The following is a 23,245-nucleotide window of genomic DNA, read 5'->3' on the forward strand; positions in this document are numbered from 1 at the left end:
GCGGCAAGTCCAGAAATTTCGTGTAAAAATTTATTAGTCAAAGCATAAAAAGCTATTGAATTTTATAATAAATTGCGATATCTGTGATTTAATCTTATTACATTACATTGCATAATTAAATTAAAATGAGTAGCTCTAAAAAAATTAAATCCGCTCTTATTTCGGTATTCCATAAAGATGGATTGGATGAAATTATTAAAACATTAGATAAGCAGGGAGTTCAACTTTATAGTACCGGAGGAACAAAAACCTTTATTGAAGATCTTGGAATTAAAGTTACTGCTGTTGAAGATATTACCGGATACCCTTCAATTTTAGGAGGAAGAGTAAAAACACTTCACCCAAAGGTTTTTGGTGGAATTTTAGCCAGAAGAGAAAATACTTCTGACAAAGAGCAACTTGGTGAATTTGAAATTCCTGAATTGGATTTGGTTATTGTTGATTTATATCCATTTGAAGCAACAGTAGCTTCTGGAGCTCCTGAACAAGATATTATTGAAAAAATTGATATAGGTGGTATTTCTTTAATTAGAGCTGCTGCTAAAAACTACAAAGATGTTGTAATTGTTCCATCTCAGGCACAATATCAGGATTTACAAAAGATTTTAGTTGAATTTGATGGTGTAACAACAATCGATGAAAGAAAGAAGTTTGCAGGTGCTGCTTTTGCTGTATCTTCACACTACGACTCAGCAATCTTTAATTACTTCAACCCGGAAGCTGATGATATGGAACGCATCAGTTTAAATGATGGTGATGTTTTACGTTACGGTGAAAATCCTCATCAAAAAGCTACTGTATACAAATACAACAACATTAAAGAAGGTGCTTCTTTAGCTAATGCAAACGTATTACAAGGAAAAGCGCTTTCATATAACAACATGCTTGATGCAGATGCTGCATGGAAAGCTGCCAGTGATGCATATCACTCAGTTACACATATTGAAAACAAACAAGCTGTTGCTGTTATCAAACACTTAAATCCGTGTGGGTTAGCTGTTACTGATGACATTATGAAATCATTAGAGTTGGCTTGGGCTGGTGACCCTATTAGTGCTTTTGGTGGAATTATTTGCTTTACAGGTACAGTTACTGGTACTATTGCAGAATGGTTTGCGAAGCGTTTTGTTGAAATCATCATTGCTCCTGAGTTTACACCTGAGGCATTAGAAGTTTTTGCTAAGAAAAAGAATTTAAGATTACTTGAAACTCCAATTAAAAACGAAATTACAGGTGAAAAACTAATTCGTTCTGTAAGTGGGGGTATTCTTGTACAAGATGAAGATGAAGGTGTAGATAACGAGTTCAAAAATGTAACTAAACTTGAGTTTGATGCTACTAAAATGGAATTAGCTAAGTTTGGTATTACAGCATGTAAACATTTAAAAAGTAACGCTATTGCTATTGTTACTGAAAATGAAGATGGTTCATTTTGGTTAACAGGAGCAGGTATGGGACAACCAAACCGTTTAGATAGCTTACGTCACTTAACTATGCCACGCTTTGATTTAAAAGAAGGTGTAGATATTAAGAATTCAGTAGTTATTTCTGACGCATTCTTCCCATTCCGTGACAGTATTGAAGCTGCCAACGAATACAATGTAAAATATATTGTTGAGCCAGGTGGAAGTATTCGTGACGAAGAAGTTATTGAAGCTTGTAACGAATTTGGAATAGCAATGCTATTCACAGGAAAACGTCATTTTAAACATTAAAAACCCGAACCTTATGGGATTTTTTTCATTCTTATCTCAAGATATTGCAATTGACCTGGGTACAGCAAATACAATCATTATTCATAACGATAAGATTGTAGTTGATGAACCTTCTATCGTTGCACTTGACAGGCGAACTGATAAGCTTATGGCTATCGGTGAAAAAGCACGTCAGATGCACGGTAAAACACACGATAATATCTATACAATCAGACCACTAAGAGATGGTGTAATTGCCGACTTTAACGCTGCTGAGCAGATGATAAGAGGCATGATCAAAATGATTAACACCAACTCCAGATTATTTACACCTTCACTAACCATGGTTATATGTATTCCTTCAGGAAGTACAGAGGTGGAAATTAGGGCGGTACGAGACTCTGCTGAACATGCGGGAGGTAGAGAAGTATATATGATATACGAACCAATGGCTGCAGCATTAGGTATTGGTTTAGACGTAGAAGCTCCGCAAGGAAATATGGTTGTAGATATAGGTGGTGGTACTACTGAAATTGCTGTAATCTCATTAGGTGGAATTGTTACCAATAAGTCAATTCGTATTGCAGGTGATGATTTAACTGCCGATATTATGGAATACATGCGTCGTCAGCACAATATCAAGGTTGGAGAGAGAACTGCAGAAGAAATTAAAATCCATGTGGGTTCAGCATTACCTGAGTTAGAAACTCCTCCAAACGATTATATCGTTCAGGGACCTAACCAGATGACTGCATTACCAATTGAGGTGCCTGTATCGTATCAGGAAATTTCTCATTGCCTTGAGAAGTCAATTTCTAAAATTGAAACTGCCATCTTAAGTGCTCTTGAGCAAACTCCTCCTGAGTTATATGCAGATATCGTAAACAATGGTATTTACCTTGCTGGTGGTGGTGCATTATTACGAGGTTTGGATAAGAGATTAACTGATAAAATCAATATTCCTTTCCATATTGCAGAAAATCCATTACATGCAGTAGCTCGTGGAACTGGAATTGCACTAAAAAACAGACACAAATTCTCATTCTTAATGAGATAATAATATTTTACTTTATAAGAAAGACTGGATGCAAATCCGGTCTTTCTTATTTTATAGCATTTCGAAATCTATAAGCATTTTATTTATAATACTGTAACTTTTTATGGTGTTAATCAAACTCCTAGGTAATAATAAGTGTTCGTAACAAATCCACAACCTACCCTTTTGATTTTTTTCCTATTTTTGGACCTTGAGCTATAACTATGAATATGAGAAAATTATTTTGTTTTATAACCTTACTCCTTCTGGTATATGCCAATACCAGCGCACAAAGTGTATTGGATAAGATAAACAAATACGAAAAAGCTGTTTTCTCAATTTCTTCTTATACTAAGGATGGATCTTTAAATTATACTACTTCAGGATTTTTTATCAGTCCTGATGGAATTGCTATTGTTCCCTCTAAAGTATTTCTAAAAGCCGACTCCTTAGCATTAACACTCAAAAATGGCCGGGTTTATTCTGTTGACAGGATACTTTCAACTCATAAAATGGCAAATCTGGCCTTAATCAAAGCCAAAGACCATCGTGGTAAAGGGTTTGAATACATTATTCCTTCACAAAAAACAGAGAGAAATCAAAATGAAGTTTTGATTCTGTCTCATCCAAACGAAACAGAAGAAGGTGTTTCATTAGGTAATATTTTAAAAGTGTTTCAGGCTCCATATTTAGATCGTGTGGTTTTTGTAAACTCCAACTTCGACAGAATGTCCATAGGTTCTCCTGTAATTAATAATCAAGGTGAATTGGTTGGTATTGCAGGATATTTAAGAGAATCAGGTACCCGTTACTATATGAGCACTCATATTTTAAACGACTCGTTATGGGTTAACCATCCTTATAACAATTGGAAAAAATCAGTCTATCACGATCATTTCGCTGCGCTACATCCTAACATGCACGAAGGAATCATTCGCTTTTTAAATGAGCAATGGATTGATGCAGCCAAAAGCTTTAGTTTTGAAATAAGAAATTGCCCGGAAAATACAATTGCTTATATTTTTAGAGGAGAAGCCCGACGAAGATATGAGAATTTTGTAGGAATGCGAGCCGACATTCAACATGCCAGACAACTCAATCCAAATCACTTTTTAATTGACTATTTTGAAGCTGAATATCTTCTCAGAGAAAAAAAGAAAGACGAGGCATTCGTTAAGTTTATTTCTAGTATTGAGCAATATGATTCATTTTCTCCATCTTTAGTTGACTTTGGATTGTTAGCAGTTGAACTTCGCAGAGATATTGATACAGCACTAAAATGTTATAATAAAGCCATTCAATGCAGCCCTTTATATGCCAACGCATTTTATGAGAGAAGCAGATTATTGCAACAGTATTTAAATAATGATACGCTTGCGCTTGAAGATATTAACAAAGCCATTAGTTTAAACAAAATGCTACCTGGTGCATATTCTATCAGGGGAACACTAAAAATCCAAACTGAAAATTATTTAGAAGCAATTGCCGATTTTGACAGAGCTTTATCTATTGATCCCAATGACACACATGCCTTATTCAACCGAGGATTGGCATACTTTAACCTTGGTATGAAAGAAAAAAGTTGCAGCGATTGGGACAAAGCCGGACAATTAGGACACTTTAAAGCCGTAAAATACATGAGCAGATATTGTAACAAAGTCACATCAAAAGGCTCCAGGCGTTAGTCTTCTAAACAATAAACAATTACATTTGTCGAAAAATTATTTTCTATGACTACTATTGAACAGCTAAAGGAATTAGCGGGACGTCAGCTGGCGTTAAGGAGGTATCTTTGACATTGATCGCAAAAAAATTGAAATAGAAGAAGAAGAAATGCGATCGCAGGCTCCTGATTTTTGGGATGATGCAAATGCTGCTGAAATTCATATGAAAAACTTAAGGGAGCTAAAAGCCTGGGTAAATGATTATGAAGAAATTGAAACTCTTATTGAGGATATAAAAGTTCTTTTTGACTTTTTAAAAGAAGGAGAAGCTTCGCAGGAAGATGTTGATGAGCAGTTTGATATTGCACTAAAAAAAACAGAAGCACTTGAACTTAGAAATATGCTTCGTCGTGAAGAAGATAAACTTGGTGCTGTACTTAAAATTAATGCAGGTGCAGGAGGTACTGAAAGTCAGGATTGGGCAGAAATGTTGATGCGTATGTATATACGCTGGGGCGAAAAGCATAAGTACAAAGTAAAAGAAGTAAACTACCAACCTGGTGATGATGCCGGAATCAAAACTGTTACATTACAATTTGAAGGTGATTATGCTTATGGATATTTAAAAAGCGAAAACGGTGTTCACAGATTGGTTCGTTTATCCCCATTTAATGCTGCAAATAAACGGATGACATCCTTTACATCAGTGTTTATTACTCCATTAATTGACGACACAATTGAAATTGAAATCAATCCGTCTGATATTACCTGGGAAACTTTTAGATCCGGTGGTGCTGGTGGACAGAATGTAAACAAGGTTGAAACCGGAGTAAGACTTCGACATGCACCTACAGGAATCATGATTGAAAATACCGAATCAAGATCTCAATTAGGTAACAAAGAAAATGCCTTGCGCCTTTTAAAATCTCAACTTTACGAATTGGAACTTCGTAAACGTATGGAGGAGCAGAATAAGATTGAAAGCAATAAAAAGAAAATAGAATGGGGTTCTCAAATTCGTTCCTACGTTTTTCAGCCTTATAAAATGGTTAAGGATGTAAGAACCAGTTGCGAAACCTCAAATGTACAGGCCGTAATGGATGGTGAAATTGATGATTTTATTAAAGCTTACTTAATGGAGTTTGGTGGAACTGAAGAGAATTAAAATATTCCTGCGGTTTATCAGATGAATTAATCAAAGACAAATTATTAAAAACACATTGCTATGATCATGTATTTACACAATCCCCGATGTTCAAAAAGTCGTCAGGGTTTAGAATATTTAAAAGACGAAAAAGGTATTACACCGATGGTTGTTAAATACCTTGATACTCCTTTAAACTTTGAAGAAATCGGTCAAATTTTAAAGAAATTAGGAATGAAACCTGATGAATTAATTCGAAAAAATGAAGATTATTATAAGAATGAAATCAAAGGTAAAGATCTTTCTAATGAAGAATTAATTCAGGCGATGGTTGATCATCCTAAACTAATTGAACGACCAATTATTATAAACGGATCAAAGGCTGTTGTTGGCCGACCTGTTGAAAATATTGATACTATTTTATAGTTAAATTAAGGTGGGGCTTATAAAGCCCCACTTTTTATTTACTGCCTAAAAAGCGATAAGTTTCTTCCGGTAAATCCTTTACTGCCAGAATCATTAATCCATCAAGACTATCATTAAAATTTGGGTCCACATTGAATCCTATAATTTTAGCATTCTGTCTGATGTATTGCTTTAATAAAACCGGAATATTTAAGTATCCAGGTTCAATTCCTGAAATAAACCGATCCAGCTTTTGTAAGTCTCCTTTATTTCGTTCCAAAATCACCTCTATTGATTCAGGATCAGTCTTAACCTTAAATTCTTTCTTAGGCTGAACAAACTTGGCTAATTCATGATCATAACAATGCTTCTTAATAAAAGCAATCAGCAGATCCTTTGAAAACCGGGAAAAATCATTACTTATACTCACCGGTCCAATTATATATTCCACCTCTTTATTTTTCATGAGAATATTTAATATTCCTTGCCATAACAAAAATAGAGGAAGTGGTTTTTGTTGAAATTCTTTAATAACAAAGGACCTTCCCAGTTCAATAGAGTTTTTCAAAACAGGAACCATTTTTTCATCTAAATCAAACAAGCTATTTACATAAAATCCTTTAATTCCCTTCTGTTTAATAAACTGATTTCCAAAACCTACCCGATATGCACCTATAATCTGCCTGGTAGTTCTCTTATAAATAAAAAGTTGTAAATAGTATTCATCAAAACTATCAATATCTATTTTTTGATTTGTTCCTTCACCTACTTCTCTAAAAGTTATTTCTCGTAAACGACCTAATTCTCTTATTATATTGGGAATATTTTTTGATTCCGCTAAATAAACTTCAAATCCGGACTTCTCGAATAACAAAGCTTTACTCCTGATATTTTCAACTTCCTGTTCTACTAATAAGGGAGATACGGGTAAGATAATATCAGCAGGCTTTTTATAAGTTCTTTTTAATTTCTTAGTTTCATTTGTGGATTTTAATGCAAACAAGCAGGTTCTTAGATACTTTCCTTTTCTATCAATACTGGTCAGTTCATTTAAAGTATCCGGATAAATAGGCTTACCTATTCGAACATGAATTGTTTTATTTTCCTTCTTAAAAAATTCAGAAGGAATAGATAATGTGCGTAAGAATGGATGCACTTTCCCCAACAAATGGAATATTAAGCTATTATGTCCTTCAAAAAACATGGGCACAATAGGCACATTTGCTTTAACTAAAAATTTAATAACACTACTATCCCATTCCTTATCTTCAATCTTACCTAAACCCTTTTGCATTGTTGAAACCTCTCCGGCTGGAAATATGCCCAATGGATTACCATTCCTTAATTGATTTAAAGCTTTCTTTAATCCCTGAATATTATCCTTACTGTTATTATCAAAAGGATTTAAATCGATAAATGAATTATTCAAAGAAGGTGCAATATCTTTAAGAAAGAAGTTTGCCAACACCTTGAATTCAGGATAAATTTCATTTAAAGTCTTTATCATTATTATCCCATCCAAAAATCCAAACGGGTGGTTCGCCATAATAATAAAAGGACCTGATTTTGGTATATTTTTTAGTTCTTTTTCAGGAATACTAACATGTATGTTTAAATTATCCAGCACTTTATTAATAAGTACTGATTCACCAACTTGAGCAGACACATTTGTTTGTTTAATAAGATTATTAATCTTATTAATTTTCAGATAATTAAACAGCATTTTTTGCGCTGTTGTACTTTTAACATTAAGAATTCCTGATTCTTTTAATCTTTCTGCAGTTATTAGATTCATTTATTTGACTTTTACACGCTATGCAAAAACAGGTTCTTCAATATTTATTTTACTATGAGCTTTTACAATAGAAGAGATAATCCAATCTGTATCATCACTATATTCAACATTTACAATTGAACGTTCCTGTAGCCATGTTCTAAATAAATCTTCATTGATTTCATTCAATGTAGAAAAAACAGGCACACCCATAGACTGCAGCATTGCAGCATTACATTGTTGTTCATACTGCCCCGTCATTGGGATAACACACAACTTCTTTTTTAGGAACAAAGCTTCGGCAGGTGTTTCAAAACCTGCATTACAAAAAACACCTACAGCACCAGCCATGCTTTTTACAAACTTATCTTTATTTACAGGCTGAATCTTTACATTTCCAAAAACCTGTTCTTCGCTACAATGCTTTGAAAAGACATCCCAATTTACTTCGTTAAATTTTGATAAGAAAGCTACAATTGCATCATTGGAGTATGCTGGAAGATATACAGTAAAATGGTTGCCTTTAGTTGCCCTTAATGATCGTACATCTTTTCTTATAACAGGAGTAAAAATATTTTCGCCCAACTTTTTAAAATGAAACCCATAATTTTTTTTTGTAGGAGCATAATACTTCAGAATAGCTCTTCCAAAAGAACTATTTAAATATGGCTGAGGTGCACTTTTGTGCAGCACGGCAGACTGATGCGAAATTCCAACGCATTGTTTGGCTTTTAATTTACAGGCCCACGCCACTACAGGTTCAAAGTCGTTTATAACTAAGTCGTAATTGCGAACAGGTATTTTAATCATCTCCAGAAGGAAATTTATGAGACTAATATTTTTCATCGTCTTCCATAAATCAACACCTCCTTTTTTACCAAATATAAAACTCGCTCCATGAAACCGATATTTTATTTCCCAAGGCAAAGTAATATCGCATTGATTGCCACTTAGCACAATATCAACCTCTCCAAATTTTTGCAGCACAGGAATAACATCAAGGGCTCTTGCCACATGACCATTTCCGGTTCCTTGAATTGCATAAAGTATTCTCATAGCAGTAAATGTTTGGAATTAATCACTTAAAACATCCTGAAACATGGTTTGAAACAACAGTTTATCAGACACCAACATTTGATCTGCATCATCCACAAGATCTTCATCCGTAAGAAATGAATCCTCTTCATTAAAATAAACCAGATCCCAGTCGTTATTTTCAAATTCCAGAGCAGTAAGGTTTTCAACCCAGTCTCCTGAATTCAGATACATTACTTTACCGTGATCGTTTTCTATGAACTTCTTTGCCGGCCAGTGAATGTGTCCACAAATCGCATATTTGTATCTCTTTTTAATAGCTAACTCTGCAACTGTTTTTTCAAACTTTGTAGTAATATCATCTCTTTTGGATTTTACCATTCGTTTTATATCACGAGATAAAGAAATTCGCATCTTGCCAAAAAGAGACAGAAAGACATTCACTATTTTATTGATGATCGTTAATAAAGCATATCCTGTAGCACCCAATTTTGCCAACCATTTTGAATGCTGCATCACAACATCAAAAGCATCACCATGAAAAATCCAGCTCTTGGCTCCATTTATATCCAATACTACCTTATTAACGATAGAAAAATTACCTACAGTAGTTCCCACAAAACGCCTTAAGGCCTCATCATGATTCCCAACAACATATTGAACTTTTGTTCCTTGTTCCATCATTTTAATAATTTGACGGACAACCTTTAGTTGGGCTTTTGGGAAATAGGATTTTGAAAACTGCCAGATATCAATGATATCTCCGTTTAATATAAGATGATTAGGTTGAACTGATTTTAAATATGCTAACAGTTCTTTTGCTTTACAGCTTCTTGTACCCAAGTGCGTATCTGAAATCACAACGGCGTCTAATCGCTTGAGTTCCTTTTTTGATTTTGTATTCATTCTGTTCTTCAACAATTAATGAAACAAATCTAATGGGGAAGAAAGAACTTATCGTGAACTTAAAAAGAAGAAACTGTAAGCATTAACACCCACGTTAATTTAATGTAAATATCACATTTACACACTGATAGACCTATAAACAAAAAGGCAACATCAATAATGATGCTGCCTCTTAAAATATCTTATCTAATATTAACTTATGCAGTCATTGGAGTAATACAAGGTTTTCTTTTATTTAAACTATTTTGCCAAAGAGTATACAAATCATAAGTAAAAGAGCTGGATACACCTTCTGTCTGAACTAAATTTCTTCGGCTTGCAATAACCACAGACTCCTGATCATTAGGCATTATTACAAAAGGTACCTGATTGGTAATACACCTGCCAATTAAACTATGATCGTAAGATTCAATATTTGCTATTAAATTCACTTTAGCATCATTACAAATCCTATTTAATTCATTAATTATAGGTAAGTTAGATTCGTTAAATTCTACATATACATGCGATATATCTTTATGAGCATTTAAAACCAGCTCAACATTTACCAAACAAGCATCATTACAACAGCAATCTAATTCCAGATAACTTACACCTAAATCAGTACATATTTCTTTGACTTCATAGTTATTACTAGCTCCTTTTAAAAGTAAGACCTCATTATCGAAAGAAATAGTTGATGCAATTACGGTCTTTTTTGAGATGTACTGTACCTGTGGTATTAAAATGGCTTCATAACCCGACAAATAGAAATCCTCAGACATCATATCAAACTCATTTACAGCTAAATCCCGATCATGATCAAATTTACGCTCTCTGTATCCCAAAACCTCCTTATATTCCCTATTATTATTAACCATAAATCGATTTTTTTATTGATGAGTATAAATACAAAAATATGTCTAAGCTTTGATTACATTTTTAAGAAGATTTTAATCCATTATTAAATTATCATTAAACACCTCCTTTAAAATTGAAGCCCTTAATAAATAGACAATCCATTTTCTTTTTACACTTAAATAAAAGTTATGTATATACATTTATTAACTTCGTGCAAAAATTTATACTATGAAACTGGTTTATACATTAATTGTACTGTTTATTGGTTGCTTTTTGGCAATTCAGGGAAGTATTAATACCCAACTAACCACCTTTTTAAAACATCCTTTACAAGGTGCTTTTGTGAATTTTTTAGTTGGTACAATCTGTTTAATTGGTTTAAACTTTTTATTTAAAACTCAGGTTCCGGATTGGGGTTATGTAAAAACAGCGCCCTGGTATCTTTTTGTCGGAGGAATGCTTGGAGCCATATTTGTTTCATCTGTTATTTTCTTTATTCCAAAAATTGGCGTCACAACGGTATTAGCAGCCTCAATTGCAGGTCAACTTATTGCTGCATCCATAATTGATCACTATGGTTTTTTTGGAATCAACATACACACAATTAGTGCTGGAAGAATTATTGGCATACTTTTATTATTGGGAGGTATTTTTTTAATACAGAAGTATTAGAATAAAGGAAATATTTTGAAGGTAATAGTAATTAAACAACAACTTACCTACACACTTATTAATTTCCTTTTACAAAAGATGATTTAGTACTTAAAAAACTATCCTATTGGAAATAGTACAACAACCTTATGACAAAACAATCTTACTTTTTAAATATAAAATAAACAGCAAGAATTAGAAATCCAAAACCAATTATATGGTTCATTCTTAAGGTCTCAGTTTTAAAAAAGAAGATTGTAAATACTGTAAATATTGAAAGTGTAATAACCTCCTGTATAACTTTTAACTGCCATAAATTAAATGGTCCTCCATTTTGTGAATATCCAATTCTGTTTGCTGGTACTTGAAAAACATACTCTAATAAAGCAATCCCCCAACTGACTAACACAATACCTATTAAACCTAAGTTGTTAAACCAATCCATTTCTTTAAATTTCAAATGTCCATACCAGGCAAAGGTCATAAAGGTATTTGAAATAGTTAAAAGAATAATAGTTATTAGTGCTTTAGACATAAATTAATAAAATAAAACTTTACTATAAAATGATTCATATGATGCATTCATCTGATATGCAAAATTACCAAAGTTACTTGTAATATGAATTCCTTGATATGTTATTTCACTTAATATTTTTCGATGATTTCAAATTAATATGCGAAATAATCTTTAATCAATTTTATACTTAGCATTGAGGAAATATTTCAGATATCTTTCTATCAATCATAGGATTACAAGCCTAATAATAAAGAAATATTTCTTCAATAACACTTACTTAATTGATAATCATGCTACAAAACAGGTATAAAACACCTCGAATAAGTTCCTTAATTTATTGAAAAGGGTTAATTTTGCGGTCTGAAAAAACAAACAGTTATTATTATAGTTATATTATGGCAGATAAAACTAAAAAGCCGTTATTGAGTGAATTTCCTCCAGTTACCACTGAGCAATGGATGGAAAAAATCACAGCGGATTTAAAAGGAGCCGACTTTGAGAAAAAGCTGGTTTGGAAAACAAACGAAGGTTTCAACGTTCGCCCTTTTTATCGTTCAGAAGATTTAGATGGTGTAAAGTACCTTGACAGTCTTCCTGGAGAATTCCCTTATGTAAGAGGAACAAAAAAAGAAAACAGCTGGTACGTGCGTCAAGACATTAAAGCTGTTGATGGCGTTGCTGCTAATGAAAAAGCACTTGATGTTTTAACAAAAGGTGTAAACTCACTTGGCTTTACATTCTGTAAAAAAGTAGAAGACTTTGATAGTGAACTTGAAAAAGTTTTAAAAAACATTATCTCTGACGAAATTGAAATCAACTTTTCTACTACTCACGGAAGTAAAAAGTTATTAAAAGCATTGGTTGCTTATTTAAAAAAGACCAATCGTGACTTAAGCAAAGTTAAAGGTTCTGTTAACTTTGATACTTTAGGATGTTTAACATCTACAGGTAAAGCTTGCCACTCTTTTGATGAGTTATTTGACCATGCAAAAGAAGTTGTAGAAGCTGGTAAAGATTTACCAAACTTTAAAACCATTTGTGTTAACGCTAAGTTATTCAATAATGCCGGTTCATCTATTGTTCAGGAATTAGCATTTGGTTTATCTATGGGTAACGAATATTTAGCTCAATTAGTTGAAAGAGGGGTATCTGTAAATGATGCTGCTTCTACTATTAAATTCAACTTTGGAGTTGGTGGTAATTACTTCATGGAAATTGCAAAATTACGTGCAGCTCGTATGTTATGGGCTACTATCGTAAAATCTTATAGCCCAACAGGTAACGAACCTACAAAAATGGCTATCCACTGCGAAACTTCACAATGGAACAAAACAATCTACGATCCATATGTGAACATGTTACGTACGCAAACAGAAGCAATGTCGGCAACTATTGGTGGTGCTGACTCACTTACTGTTCAACCATTTGATACTATTTTCAAAGAATCTGATAAATTTTCAGAAAGAATCGCTCGTAACCAACAATTATTGTTGAAAGAAGAGTCTCATTTTGATAAAATTACTGATCCTTCAGCTGGTTCATATTACATCGAAAACTTAACAAATAGCATTGCTGAGCAAGCTTGGGCTTTATTTGTAGAAGTTGAAAATAAAGGTGGATATACTGAAGCTTTAAAAGAAGGATTTATTCAATCTACAGTTAAAGAAACTGCTGACAAACGCAAAAAAGCAATTGCTACTCGTCGTGAAAACCTATTAGGAACAAACCAATTCCCTAACTTCACAGAGAAAGTAGCCGGAGCAATTAATCCTGATCAAGATAAAAAAGGAAGAAGTGTTTGTGATGGAGACACAACAGTTGAAGCTTTACCTTCATCTCGCGGTGCTGAAGATTTTGAAGCATTACGCTTAGCTACAGAGGCTGCTGCTAAACAACCAAAAGTATTTATGCTTACTTACGGTAACTTAGCAATGCGTTTAGCTCGTTCTCAGTTCTCTAGTAACTTCTTTGCTTGTGCTGGATACCAGGTAATTGACAACAACGGCTTTAAAACTGTAGAAGAAGGAGTTGAAGCTGCTAAAGCTGCCGGTGCTGATATTATTGTTCTTTGTTCATCTGATGACGAGTACACAGAAGCTGCACCTAAAGCATTTGAAGCTATTAATGGTGAAGCAATATTTGTTGTTGCCGGAGCTCCTGCTTGCGCTGATGATTTAAAAGCAAAAGGAATTACAAACTTTATTAATGTTCGTTCTAACGTACTTGAAACACTTCAAGGCTTTAGTAAAGAATTAGGACTTTAAGATAAAAGTCATTAGATAAGAGATAGGAGACAAATAAGAAAGACAAATGCATAACTTCAGGGAACTTAAAGTTTGGCAAAAAGGACGAATTTTAGTTAAAGAAATTTACCTACTCACTTTAAATTTTCCTAAAGCAGAGACTTTTGGCTTAACAGACCAAATGAGAAGAGCTTCTGTAAGTATCCCTGCAAATATTGCAGAAGGATCCGGCAGAAAATCTAACAAAGATTTTAAACGCTTTCTTGAATATGCATATGGATCGGCACTTGAACTTGAAACTCACATCTACTTATCTTATGATGTAAATTACATAGATGAACCCACTTTGAATAATTTTCTAAAAATTATTCATGAGATTGAAAAAATGATTACAGGTTTAGATAATAGTATTAATTAGCTAAATACTTAATCGATATTAAACATATAGGTTTATAAATAGATCATTGGTAAGAAAGAAGGGAATAAATCTCTAGTCTCTTATCTAAAATCTAATAATCTAAAGAAAAATGGCAAGACCAGATTTTAAAAATATAGATTTCAAAAAAAGTTCTCCTTGTGGCGAAGTTGATGCCAAAGAATGGGAGAAAAAAAATGGGATTAAAAAGGACTGGATTACACCAGAACGTATCCCAGTTAAGAGTGTATACTCAAAAGACGATTTAGAAGGAATGGAACACCTGAACTATGCTGCAGGTTTGCCTCCTTACCTACGTGGACCATATTCAGTGATGTATGCTATGCGTCCATGGACTATTCGTCAGTATGCAGGATTCTCTACTGCTGAAGAATCAAATGCATTTTACAAAAGAAACCTTGCTGCTGGACAGAAAGGTCTTTCTGTAGCATTTGACCTTGCTACTCACCGTGGATATGACTCAGATCACGAGCGTGTAGTAGGTGACGTTGGTAAAGCGGGTGTGGCTATCGATTCTATTAAAGATATGCGTATCCTTTTTGATGGTATTCCATTGGATAAGATGTCTGTATCTATGACAATGAACGGTGCTGTACTTCCTGTATTGGCATTTTACATTGTGGCAGGATTGGAACAAGGTGCAACTCTTGATCAATTATCAGGTACAATTCAAAATGATATCTTAAAAGAATTCATGGTGCGTAATACATACATCTACCCACCTAAATTCTCAATGAAAATCATCGCTGATATCTTTGAATACACTTCTAAAAACATGCCTAAGTTTAACTCTATTTCTATCTCAGGGTACCACATGCAAGAAGCAGGTGCTACAGCTGATATTGAGTTAGCATATACTTTGGCTGATGGTTTAGAGTATTTACGTGCTGGTGTTAACGCTGGTATGGATATCGACTCTTTTGCTCCACGTTTGTCTTTCTTCTGGGCTATTGGAACAAACCACTTCATGGAGATTGCTAAAATGCGTGCCGGACGTATGTTATGGGCTAAGATTGTTAAAAAATTCAATCCTAAAAACCCAAAATCGTTAGCATTACGTACTCACTCGCAAACTTCAGGATGGTCATTAACAGAGCAAGATCCATTCAACAATGTTGGTCGTACTTGTATTGAAGCAATGGCTTCTGCATTAGGTCACACTCAGTCGTTACACACTAACGCATTAGATGAGGCTATTGCATTACCTACTGACTTCTCTGCTCGTATTGCTCGTAATACTCAGATTTACATTCAGGATGAAACTCAAATCTGTAAGTCTGTTGATCCATGGGCTGGTTCATATTATGTTGAGTCATTAACAAATGAATTAGTAGAAAAAGCTTGGGCTCTTATCGAAGAAGTTGAAGAACTTGGAGGTATGGCTAAAGCGATCGAAAGTGGTGTACCTAAAATGCGTATTGAAGAAGCTGCGGCTCGTGCTCAAGCTAAAATCGATGCTGGTACTCAAACTATCGTTGGTACTAACAAATATCGTCTTGAAAAAGAAGATCCAATCGATATCTTGGATATTGACAATACAGCTGTACGTCTTTCTCAAATTGAGCGCTTAAAGCAATTAAAAGCAGAGCGTAATGAAGAAGAATGTCAAGCTGCTCTTGCTGCTATCACTAAAGCTGTTGAAACAGGTGAAGGTAACTTACTTGAATTAGCGGTTGATGCTGCTAAGAAGAACGCTTCTCTTGGTGAGATTTCTGATGCATGTGAAACAATTGTTGGAAGATATAAAGCTGTGATCCGTTCTATTAGTGGAGTATATTCTAGTGAAGCAGGAAAAGATCCTGAATTCGAAAAAGCAACTGCTTTAGCAAAAGAATTTGCTGAAAAAGAAGGTCGTCAACCACGTATTATGGTTGCTAAAATGGGACAAGATGGTCACGACCGTGGTGCTAAAGTTGTAGCTACAGGATACGCAGATATAGGTTTTGATGTTGACATGGGACCTTTATTCCAAACTCCTGCTGAAGCTGCAAAACAAGCTGTTGAAAATGATGTTCACGTATTAGGTGTATCTTCATTAGCTGCAGGACACAAAACTTTAGTTCCTCAGGTAATTGAAGAGCTTAAAAAGCTTGGTCGTGAAGATATCATGGTTATTTGTGGTGGTGTTATCCCGGCACAAGATTATGATTTCTTATACGAGTCTGGTGCAGTTGCTATTTTTGGTCCTGGTACTTCAGTATCAAAAGCTGCTTGTGATATCTTAGGATTATTACTTCAAGCTGCAGAGTAATTAAAATATAATTACTTTATATATTATCAAAGCCATCCCGAATTTGGGATGGCTTTTTTATGGCATAAAAAAACGACTATTGAAGAACAACAGCCGTTTAATTCATATGTTAATATTATCAAGAAATTCGCTATAATCTTAATCCCATAAACAAAACATCATCAACCTGCTCAAGATCTCCCATCCAATTCATAAAGTTATCTCTAACCAGTTCTCCTTGTTTTTCCATTGGTTTTTCATGTATTTCTTCAAGCAATCTCTTTACACCAACTTTCATCATCTTTTTACCTCTAGGTCCTCCAAATTGGTCAGGATAACCATCTGAAAAGAGATAAATAGAATCACCTTTAGAACACTCATATTCATAATCCACAAAACTTGTATCAGATGTCATGTCATCATCACCAATACTTCTTCTTGTTCCATTATAAACAGTAAGTTCATTATTAATATACAAATAAACCGGACGTTTTGCAGATGCCAACACCACCTTACCTGTACTCATATTAATTTGAATCACTGAAATATCCATTCCATCCTTAGCCTGATCATCACCTTCTCGTTGAAGTAATATTCTAATATCAGCATCTAATCTTTCAAGAATATCAGCCGGAGAATTGATTCCATTTAGTTTATAAATATCATTTAGAAGCGTAGATCCAATCATAGACATAAAAGCTCCTGGCACACCATGACCTGTACAGTCAGCACAACAAAGCGTAAAAACATCTTTTGTTCTATTAAACCAATAAAAGTCACCACTCACTATATCCCTAGGTGCAAAAAATATAAAAGACTCAGGAAATGTAGATCTTAAGGTATCTACCTGAGGAAGTATAGACTTCTGAATACGTTTTGCATAAGTAATACTGGCAGTTATATCCTGATTTTTCTTTTCAATTTCAGCTTTTTGTTTTCGTAAAACCACAGTTTGAGAAGCTACTTCTTGTTGCAATGCTTCCTTCTGTAATCTCAAAGCTCTTTCTCTGTACTTAATAATCCAAAATACTACTAAAACTCCAAAAGCAACTAAAGACAAATAAAACCAGAATTTTTTCCAGAAAGGAAGCTTAATTTCAATAGTTACAGCAATAGGACTCTTGGTAACAACCCCGTCTGCATTAAAGGCCCTTATCTTAAGTGTATATTTTCCTGAAGGTAAAAATTCATATTCTCTAAAATTGGTAGATCCTAAATCATCCCAGTCTTTATCTTCACCCTCTCCATCTTCAATCATTTTGTACTGGTAAGTTACACCTAGTGGATCTTTAAAGCTGATACCTGTAAATTCAAACCTAAAACGATAATTAGGCTTACCGTAAGGATAACTAAGTACAATTGGTTTATTAACTGGATATTTCTTTCCTGAGATATCAATTTCTGTAAAATTTAACAGTGGTGCAACTAGATTCTTTTCATCTCGATCAGGGAAATACTTAACAACCCCATGACTGGATGCGAACCAGATATTTTCACTTTTATCTTCCCAAACTCTGTAAAAATCACCTCCCATTTTATCTTTAAATCCCATGTTTCTAATCTGCATGGTATTTAAATCAATGGAACTTATGCCAGGCCAATGACAAACCCATAGTCTGTTATTCTTATCACAAACGATATCATAACAGTAGTTTTTTGATAAACCATCCAACACCGAAATGGATTGCAAGGTGTCTCTTGTATATTTCAACACACCCTTACCTACTGTAGACAACCAGATATTACCCTCCTTGTCCTTCGTCATTCCTGAAACATTTATAGGAGCCTGAGATAATTTATGTACCTCAATATTTGTAGAATCCAACATGCAAATTCCACTGGATTTTGGTCCAATCCAAACCTTATCATCTTTATCTATATAAACAAAGTTTATATTGTTATGTGGTAATTTGTTTTCAGTTGTATATTTTTCAACATGATTAGTTTTAGTATCTATAATAAAAAAACCTCCTGATGTAGCTAAATAGATTTTAGTATCTAATAAAGCCATATCGTTAATATAGTTGCCTATAATCGAAGATGTGTAATTATATCTTTTAAATTTAAGATCATCTTTTTTTCGATAATACAATCCTTGATTTAATGAAGAAACCCATAATACACCATCTTTATCATATTCAAAACCTGTAATTCTATCATTTGGAATTCCCAATGCGGCATCGTAATATTCGTGATCTGAAAAACAAAACTGATCTGTTTTTAAAACTCCATTATCTAAACCTATCCAGAGTTTATCATTTGTGGCTAATACAGATATTGCTTTTAGTTGTTTAAAACCAATATCCTCAAGATCGTAATGAATAAAGCTTTCATCCAAAAGAACTGAAACACCACCTCCGTATGATGCAAACCAATAATTATTTTCTCTATCCGCCAAAATACTCTTAATAAAATCGTGATTAAGACCATTGGCTGTTGAAAAATTAAATGATTCAGTAAATGTTTGTGTAGCATTATCCCAGAATAATTTGATGATTCCTTTACCCCAGGTTGCCAACATTAAGTTTCCATCCTTTTCTTCGAAAATATCCAAAATATTTTCCTGCTCTACATCAAACTTGATACAAAGTTGATTGTTAGCAAAATGCTCAGCTGTCTTACTATCATACTTATATAAGTAAAATCCTTCATCCTCAGTCGCAATCCAATACTCACCTTCAATAGCCCTTCTTTTTACAATTTTATTAATAACTGTAGGAGGTACTACATCAACTTCCTCAAGTGTACGGACTTCATCATCCGACCCAATTTTTAAAGCAAATAAACCATCCGATGTACCCAACAAAAAGTGGAATTCATCAATACTGGCAATAGAATAATAGAGTTTATTCCCAAACATTTCCCTATCAAAAAATGTCTTAATCTTTTTATCGGGTGATATTTTTATGAGGCCATTATTTTGAACTGTCGCCCATATATTTCCTGAATCATCCTGACAAATATCCTTTATTGGACTTGTGGCCAATTCCTTGGGAATTACCTTATGAAAACCATCATCATAATAGGATAAGGTTCCGTTTCCATGACCTACCCATAAAACACCAGTGTGATCAACAAATAGTGAATGAACAAAATCTGATGCTAACGAATCATTACGAGTATATGTTATAAATCTAAGTCCATCATATCTGACTAACCCTTCTCCTGTACCAATCCACAGATACCCTCTATTGTCCTGTGCAAGACAATAAACGAAGTTCTGAGGTAAGCCCATATCAGAATCAAAACTCTTAAAATCAAACGATTGAGCTCCAATCTTACTAAAAACTGAGATAAAAAATAATAGAATAAGTATTTTATTTCGCATAGTATTTTTATAAATCATTAAATAGGATTGCTGTTTATGGTTTAATACCTATACTATATTTATATTTTGGAATACCACCGATAGGTACACTATAAAATGGCATTAATTCATCATATTGATTCTTTAAAAAGATAACGACATTATTACTTTTAATATGAGCATTTTTCTTTTTAATAATCTGAATATCATAAGATGTATTTTTTTCTGCTGGTTGAACTGCATGCATACTTTCACACCATTCATTATCTCCGGAAACTTTTAAAAACTCACCATTTTTAGCCACGGAGATAATTCTTATAAATCCATCATTATCCCAATCAAAATTAGATTGTTTTACAGCTAGAACTTTATCGTCGATAAATGGATAAATATGTGACACTTCATTTACATCATCATGTAATCTGAATTTATATTTAAAGTAAAAAGCAAACGCTCCTTCAACTGGTTGATTTTCTGTAGATAGCTGACTCATAAACAGTCTGTACAAATTACCATCATCACCTCCTATACCTTCAATAATTACTTTAAAAATATAACCTCCATAATCAGGAAGATATTCACCTTCAGTTGGATTTATAGGTCCAAAAGTATACCATTGCTGTTCGTAACGAGCGTTTTCGGTAAATGATTTAGTTGCCAGTAATGTTCCACTTCGAAAATTTCCTCCTAAATTAATCTTCATGGCATCTTCATTTGAACATGCTTCCTTACCTCCATAAATACTATATTTCATTCGTGTATCCCACTCTCCTTTTTGCTCATCGACATCACCGCCAACTTCTGGATCAAAAACGCGTATAAAAATTGGATCAGTATGATTCTTAGGTACCGAAAAAAAGATTATTTGTGTAAAATCACTATCTCCCCAAGCTTTGTCCCCTTCTTTTCCAAATGTTACTAGGTATGGTATATTTTCATCAACAGCCGGAACTGGCTGTGCAAATGTTTTAATTGAAATAAATATTAATAAAAACAATAAAACGTTGTGCTGCATATATTTAATCTTTTATTCTGTTACTACAATTTTACGTTTTGAGGCCATTTTATTTGTGATATTATCTTCTGCTATTACCCCACATTCTATACTATATGTACCTTTTGTTCGAAAAATATGATTAATAGTTACACCTTTTGCCCGATTATTATTACCTAAGTTCCAATAATACTGAGCTGGCTTAAAGTCTTTTAATACGGATTTTGAAGCTGATAATGTAACTGGTTCATTAACTTTCACTGTGTCAGGACAAGTAATATAAACTTGTTGAGTTTGCTTAAGCTCAAGTTCATACTGGGCAACTGTAAATAAATCCACGTTTGCCAATGTATCCACCACACTTAAATGTACATTATACATTCCAGGTCCAGGGAAACAGTGCCTGACTTCAATTCCGTCCATAGATTCTCCATCACCAAAATACCATTTATATTTATACGGTAATGTGTCTGATTTAAAAGGTCCGTTTTCAAATAATGTAAAACAGTAATTATCTTCTACCTGATCACTTACATCAGGAAAAGTAGGATAAGGATTTGTAAACCTATAAATATCATCATTCCCTGACCTGTTTGACGCAAAAAAACCTTCAGTTTCTTCCGGGTAAATATAACATGAAAAATCGTCATAAGGAGAATTAATAGGCTCCTCTAAATGTACCGGAGTAGTCCACTCTTTTCCATTCCATGAAGTATAAAAGATATCCAATCCACCTTCTGATTTATGCTCATCCGAAGCAAAATATAATTTACCTGAAGGATGATAGAAGGGGAATAATTCCTGTCCTTCAGTATTTACTTTATCTCCTAAATTAACAGGCTCTGTCCACGCTCCATTTTCATAAGTTGATTGATAAATATCTGTTTTACCAAAACCTCCATCCTGATTTGAAACATAAAAAATAGTATTTCCATCTGGTGTTGCAGTAACTTGTCCGTTTGAAAAGCTTCTTCTTGAATTATATGCAAATGCTGTTGGGCGGCTCCATTTCCCTTCTTCATTATCAATAATAAATATACCCAAAAGATTATCTCTACCCTTGCTCCTTTTTACACTTGAATATTGATTCTGAGTAATAAAAATTTTGCTTTTATCCTGACTAAAACAAATTGAGGAAGTATTTAGCTTACTGAATTTGGAAGAATTTAAAGCAACTTCTTTACTAAAATCATCATTTAATAAAATATCTGTTTTGTAAATTCTATACAACCCCTCATTATTTTGATCCAGATATGTTTTTAAAAACTCATGTTTTCTGTTACTTGTGAAATACAATGTTGAATCAATTACATAAGGTGCAAAATCATTTTTCAATGCACTATTGTTCGGAATAGCCTCAACCTTTACTTCCTGCGAAAGAAGGTCAATACCAAAAACAGATGAAACAATTAAGGTTATTATAATATTATAAAACAACGACTTCATATTCTAAAAGAATTTTGGGTTTGGTGAATGAATCTTATAACCAAAGTCGAATTGAAGAGATACTTCATGTGTTCCATTATTATAAGATGCTATTTTTTCCATGCTATAATCAAGACTATATGTAAATCGCAACTGAGGAGTAATCTGATAACCTAGCATCCCCACAATATCGCCCACAGTTCTGTATGATGCCCCAATCATCAATGATTTTAACAAAATAGCAGTAGCACTCACATCTACAAAGGTTTCATCATCCATATTTACTCGTAGCAGCGCTGAAGGTTGAAGACTAATATTATCTGAAATCTCGTACAAATATCCCGCTGTCAGCAGATAATCTATCTTATTAAAATCAACTGAATTTTCTCCGGTAATATATCTGTCATGGTATAAAAAAGTTGGAATAGACAGACCTAAAAAATAGTTGGAATTATACATTGCAGCACCAAAACCAAATATTGGAGAACCACTATTCTCTGTCATTGCGAATAAATCATCCTGCTCAACAATATCCACATCATTCCAATTGGTTTTATAATTTACATATCCTGCAGATACTGCCAAACCAATTTTTGAGCCATTATTTAAAGGTAAACGATACGTATATGAAAAATTGAAACCTGTATTTGCGGCTATAGCATAACTTTCATTAAATATTTGTGCTCCTAAAGCTACCTTTTCATTTTTCAGAGGAGTATTAACGGTAAATAAAGCAGTAGTTGGAGCACCTTCAAATCCCATCCACTGTTTACGATAAGATCCAAAGATAGACATAACATCATGTGAACCTCCAAAACCTGGATTTATACTATATCTGTTGTACATATATTGACTCATCACAATTTCTCTTTGTCCATAAGATGAAATTGTAATAAGTAACATTAATGCTATTATAAGATGCTTCATTATGAGTGTGTGTTTCT

At 33.7% G+C, this 23,245-nt stretch carries 18 protein-coding genes; 9 read left to right on the forward strand and 9 right to left on the reverse strand.

Annotation, left to right across the window (positions count from 1 at the left end; genetic code table 11):
- Positions 1-125 precede the first annotated feature (125 nt).
- The 5 genes from purH (at position 126) to arsC (ending at position 5,964) form a co-directional block, all read left to right on the forward strand.
- Positions 126-1,715 carry a bifunctional phosphoribosylaminoimidazolecarboxamide formyltransferase/IMP cyclohydrolase gene (purH, locus tag OM075_RS16345; protein WP_301191611.1) on the forward strand — a complete coding sequence of 530 codons (1,590 nt, stop codon included), beginning with the start codon at positions 126-128 and terminating at the stop codon, positions 1,713-1,715.
- 13 nt (positions 1,716-1,728) lie between these two features.
- Positions 1,729-2,751, forward strand: a complete 1,023-nt coding sequence (locus tag OM075_RS16350) for a rod shape-determining protein (protein WP_301191612.1) — start codon at positions 1,729-1,731, stop codon at positions 2,749-2,751.
- Positions 2,752-2,960: 209 nt separating this feature from the next.
- The gene (locus OM075_RS16355; protein ID WP_301191613.1) at positions 2,961-4,415 is read left to right on the forward strand and encodes a tetratricopeptide repeat-containing S1 family peptidase; all 1,455 of its coding nucleotides are present in this window, start codon (positions 2,961-2,963) and stop codon (positions 4,413-4,415) included.
- A gap of 45 nt (positions 4,416-4,460) precedes the next feature.
- Positions 4,461-5,559, forward strand: a protein-coding gene (gene prfB, locus OM075_RS16360; protein ID WP_301191614.1) for a peptide chain release factor 2 whose coding sequence is annotated in 2 segments (ribosomal slippage) — positions 4,461-4,523 and positions 4,525-5,559 — 1,098 coding nt in all. Because the reading frame shifts where the segments join, the coding sequence is not laid out codon by codon here.
- 60 nt (positions 5,560-5,619) lie between these two features.
- A complete protein-coding gene (gene arsC / locus OM075_RS16365) occupies positions 5,620-5,964 on the forward strand; it encodes an arsenate reductase (glutaredoxin) (RefSeq protein ID WP_301191615.1) in 345 nt (114 codons plus the stop codon).
- Positions 5,965-5,998: 34 nt separating this feature from the next.
- Here the strand turns inward: arsC and OM075_RS16370 are convergent, their stop codons facing one another.
- The 4 genes from OM075_RS16370 to OM075_RS16385 form a co-directional block, all read right to left on the reverse strand.
- A complete protein-coding gene (locus OM075_RS16370; protein WP_301191616.1) occupies positions 5,999-7,738 on the reverse strand; it encodes a bifunctional lysophospholipid acyltransferase family protein/GNAT family N-acetyltransferase in 1,740 nt (579 codons plus the stop codon).
- 18 nt (positions 7,739-7,756) lie between these two features.
- Entirely contained in the window at positions 7,757-8,773 is a 1,017-nt protein-coding gene (locus OM075_RS16375; RefSeq protein ID WP_301191617.1) for a glycosyltransferase family protein, read from the reverse strand.
- An 18-nt stretch (positions 8,774-8,791) separates the two neighbouring features.
- Positions 8,792-9,658 (reverse strand): UDP-2,3-diacylglucosamine diphosphatase, encoded by an 867-nt coding sequence (locus OM075_RS16380; protein ID WP_301191618.1) that lies wholly within the window; start codon positions 9,656-9,658, stop codon positions 8,792-8,794.
- 197 nt (positions 9,659-9,855) lie between these two features.
- Positions 9,856-10,518: a hypothetical protein gene (locus OM075_RS16385; RefSeq protein WP_301191619.1), complete on the reverse strand. Its 663-nt coding sequence runs from the start codon at positions 10,516-10,518 to the stop codon at positions 9,856-9,858.
- A 208-nt stretch (positions 10,519-10,726) separates the two neighbouring features.
- Between OM075_RS16385 and OM075_RS16390 the strand changes: the two genes are divergently transcribed.
- Positions 10,727-11,170 carry a DMT family transporter gene (locus OM075_RS16390; protein WP_301191620.1) on the forward strand — a complete coding sequence of 148 codons (444 nt, stop codon included), beginning with the start codon at positions 10,727-10,729 and terminating at the stop codon, positions 11,168-11,170.
- Positions 11,171-11,312: 142 nt separating this feature from the next.
- Here OM075_RS16390 and OM075_RS16395 read toward each other — a convergent pair whose 3' ends face one another.
- A complete protein-coding gene (locus tag OM075_RS16395; RefSeq protein ID WP_301191621.1) occupies positions 11,313-11,684 on the reverse strand; it encodes a DMT family protein in 372 nt (123 codons plus the stop codon).
- Positions 11,685-12,061: 377 nt separating this feature from the next.
- Between OM075_RS16395 and mutA the strand changes: the two genes are divergently transcribed.
- The 3 genes from mutA to scpA all read left to right on the forward strand — a co-directional run bounded on the left by mutA (position 12,062) and on the right by scpA (position 16,596).
- Positions 12,062-13,930, forward strand: a complete 1,869-nt coding sequence (gene mutA / locus OM075_RS16400; protein WP_301191622.1) for a methylmalonyl-CoA mutase small subunit — start codon at positions 12,062-12,064, stop codon at positions 13,928-13,930.
- A 46-nt stretch (positions 13,931-13,976) separates the two neighbouring features.
- Entirely contained in the window at positions 13,977-14,327 is a 351-nt protein-coding gene (locus tag OM075_RS16405; protein WP_301191623.1) for a four helix bundle protein, read from the forward strand.
- A gap of 109 nt (positions 14,328-14,436) precedes the next feature.
- Entirely contained in the window at positions 14,437-16,596 is a 2,160-nt protein-coding gene (gene scpA / locus OM075_RS16410) for a methylmalonyl-CoA mutase (protein ID WP_301191624.1), read from the forward strand.
- 130 nt (positions 16,597-16,726) lie between these two features.
- On the opposite strand, the gene OM075_RS16415 is transcribed toward scpA, so the two are convergent.
- From OM075_RS16415 to OM075_RS16430, 4 genes are read right to left on the reverse strand one after another with little or no spacing between them, the layout of a single operon-like run.
- A complete protein-coding gene (locus OM075_RS16415; protein ID WP_301191625.1) occupies positions 16,727-19,903 on the reverse strand; it encodes a two-component regulator propeller domain-containing protein in 3,177 nt (1,058 codons plus the stop codon).
- A 34-nt stretch (positions 19,904-19,937) separates the two neighbouring features.
- The gene (locus OM075_RS16420; protein WP_301191626.1) at positions 19,938-20,897 is read right to left on the reverse strand and encodes a hypothetical protein; all 960 of its coding nucleotides are present in this window, start codon (positions 20,895-20,897) and stop codon (positions 19,938-19,940) included.
- Positions 20,898-20,909: 12 nt separating this feature from the next.
- A complete protein-coding gene (locus tag OM075_RS16425) occupies positions 20,910-22,322 on the reverse strand; it encodes a TolB family protein (RefSeq protein ID WP_301191627.1) in 1,413 nt (470 codons plus the stop codon).
- A 3-nt stretch (positions 22,323-22,325) separates the two neighbouring features.
- Positions 22,326-23,228 (reverse strand): PorP/SprF family type IX secretion system membrane protein, encoded by a 903-nt coding sequence (locus OM075_RS16430; protein WP_301191628.1) that lies wholly within the window; start codon positions 23,226-23,228, stop codon positions 22,326-22,328.
- Positions 23,229-23,245 lie beyond the last annotated feature (17 nt).

It is taken from the genome of Plebeiibacterium sediminum (assembly GCF_026013605.1).
GTDB lineage: Bacteria > Bacteroidota > Bacteroidia > Bacteroidales > Marinilabiliaceae > Saccharicrinis > Saccharicrinis sediminus.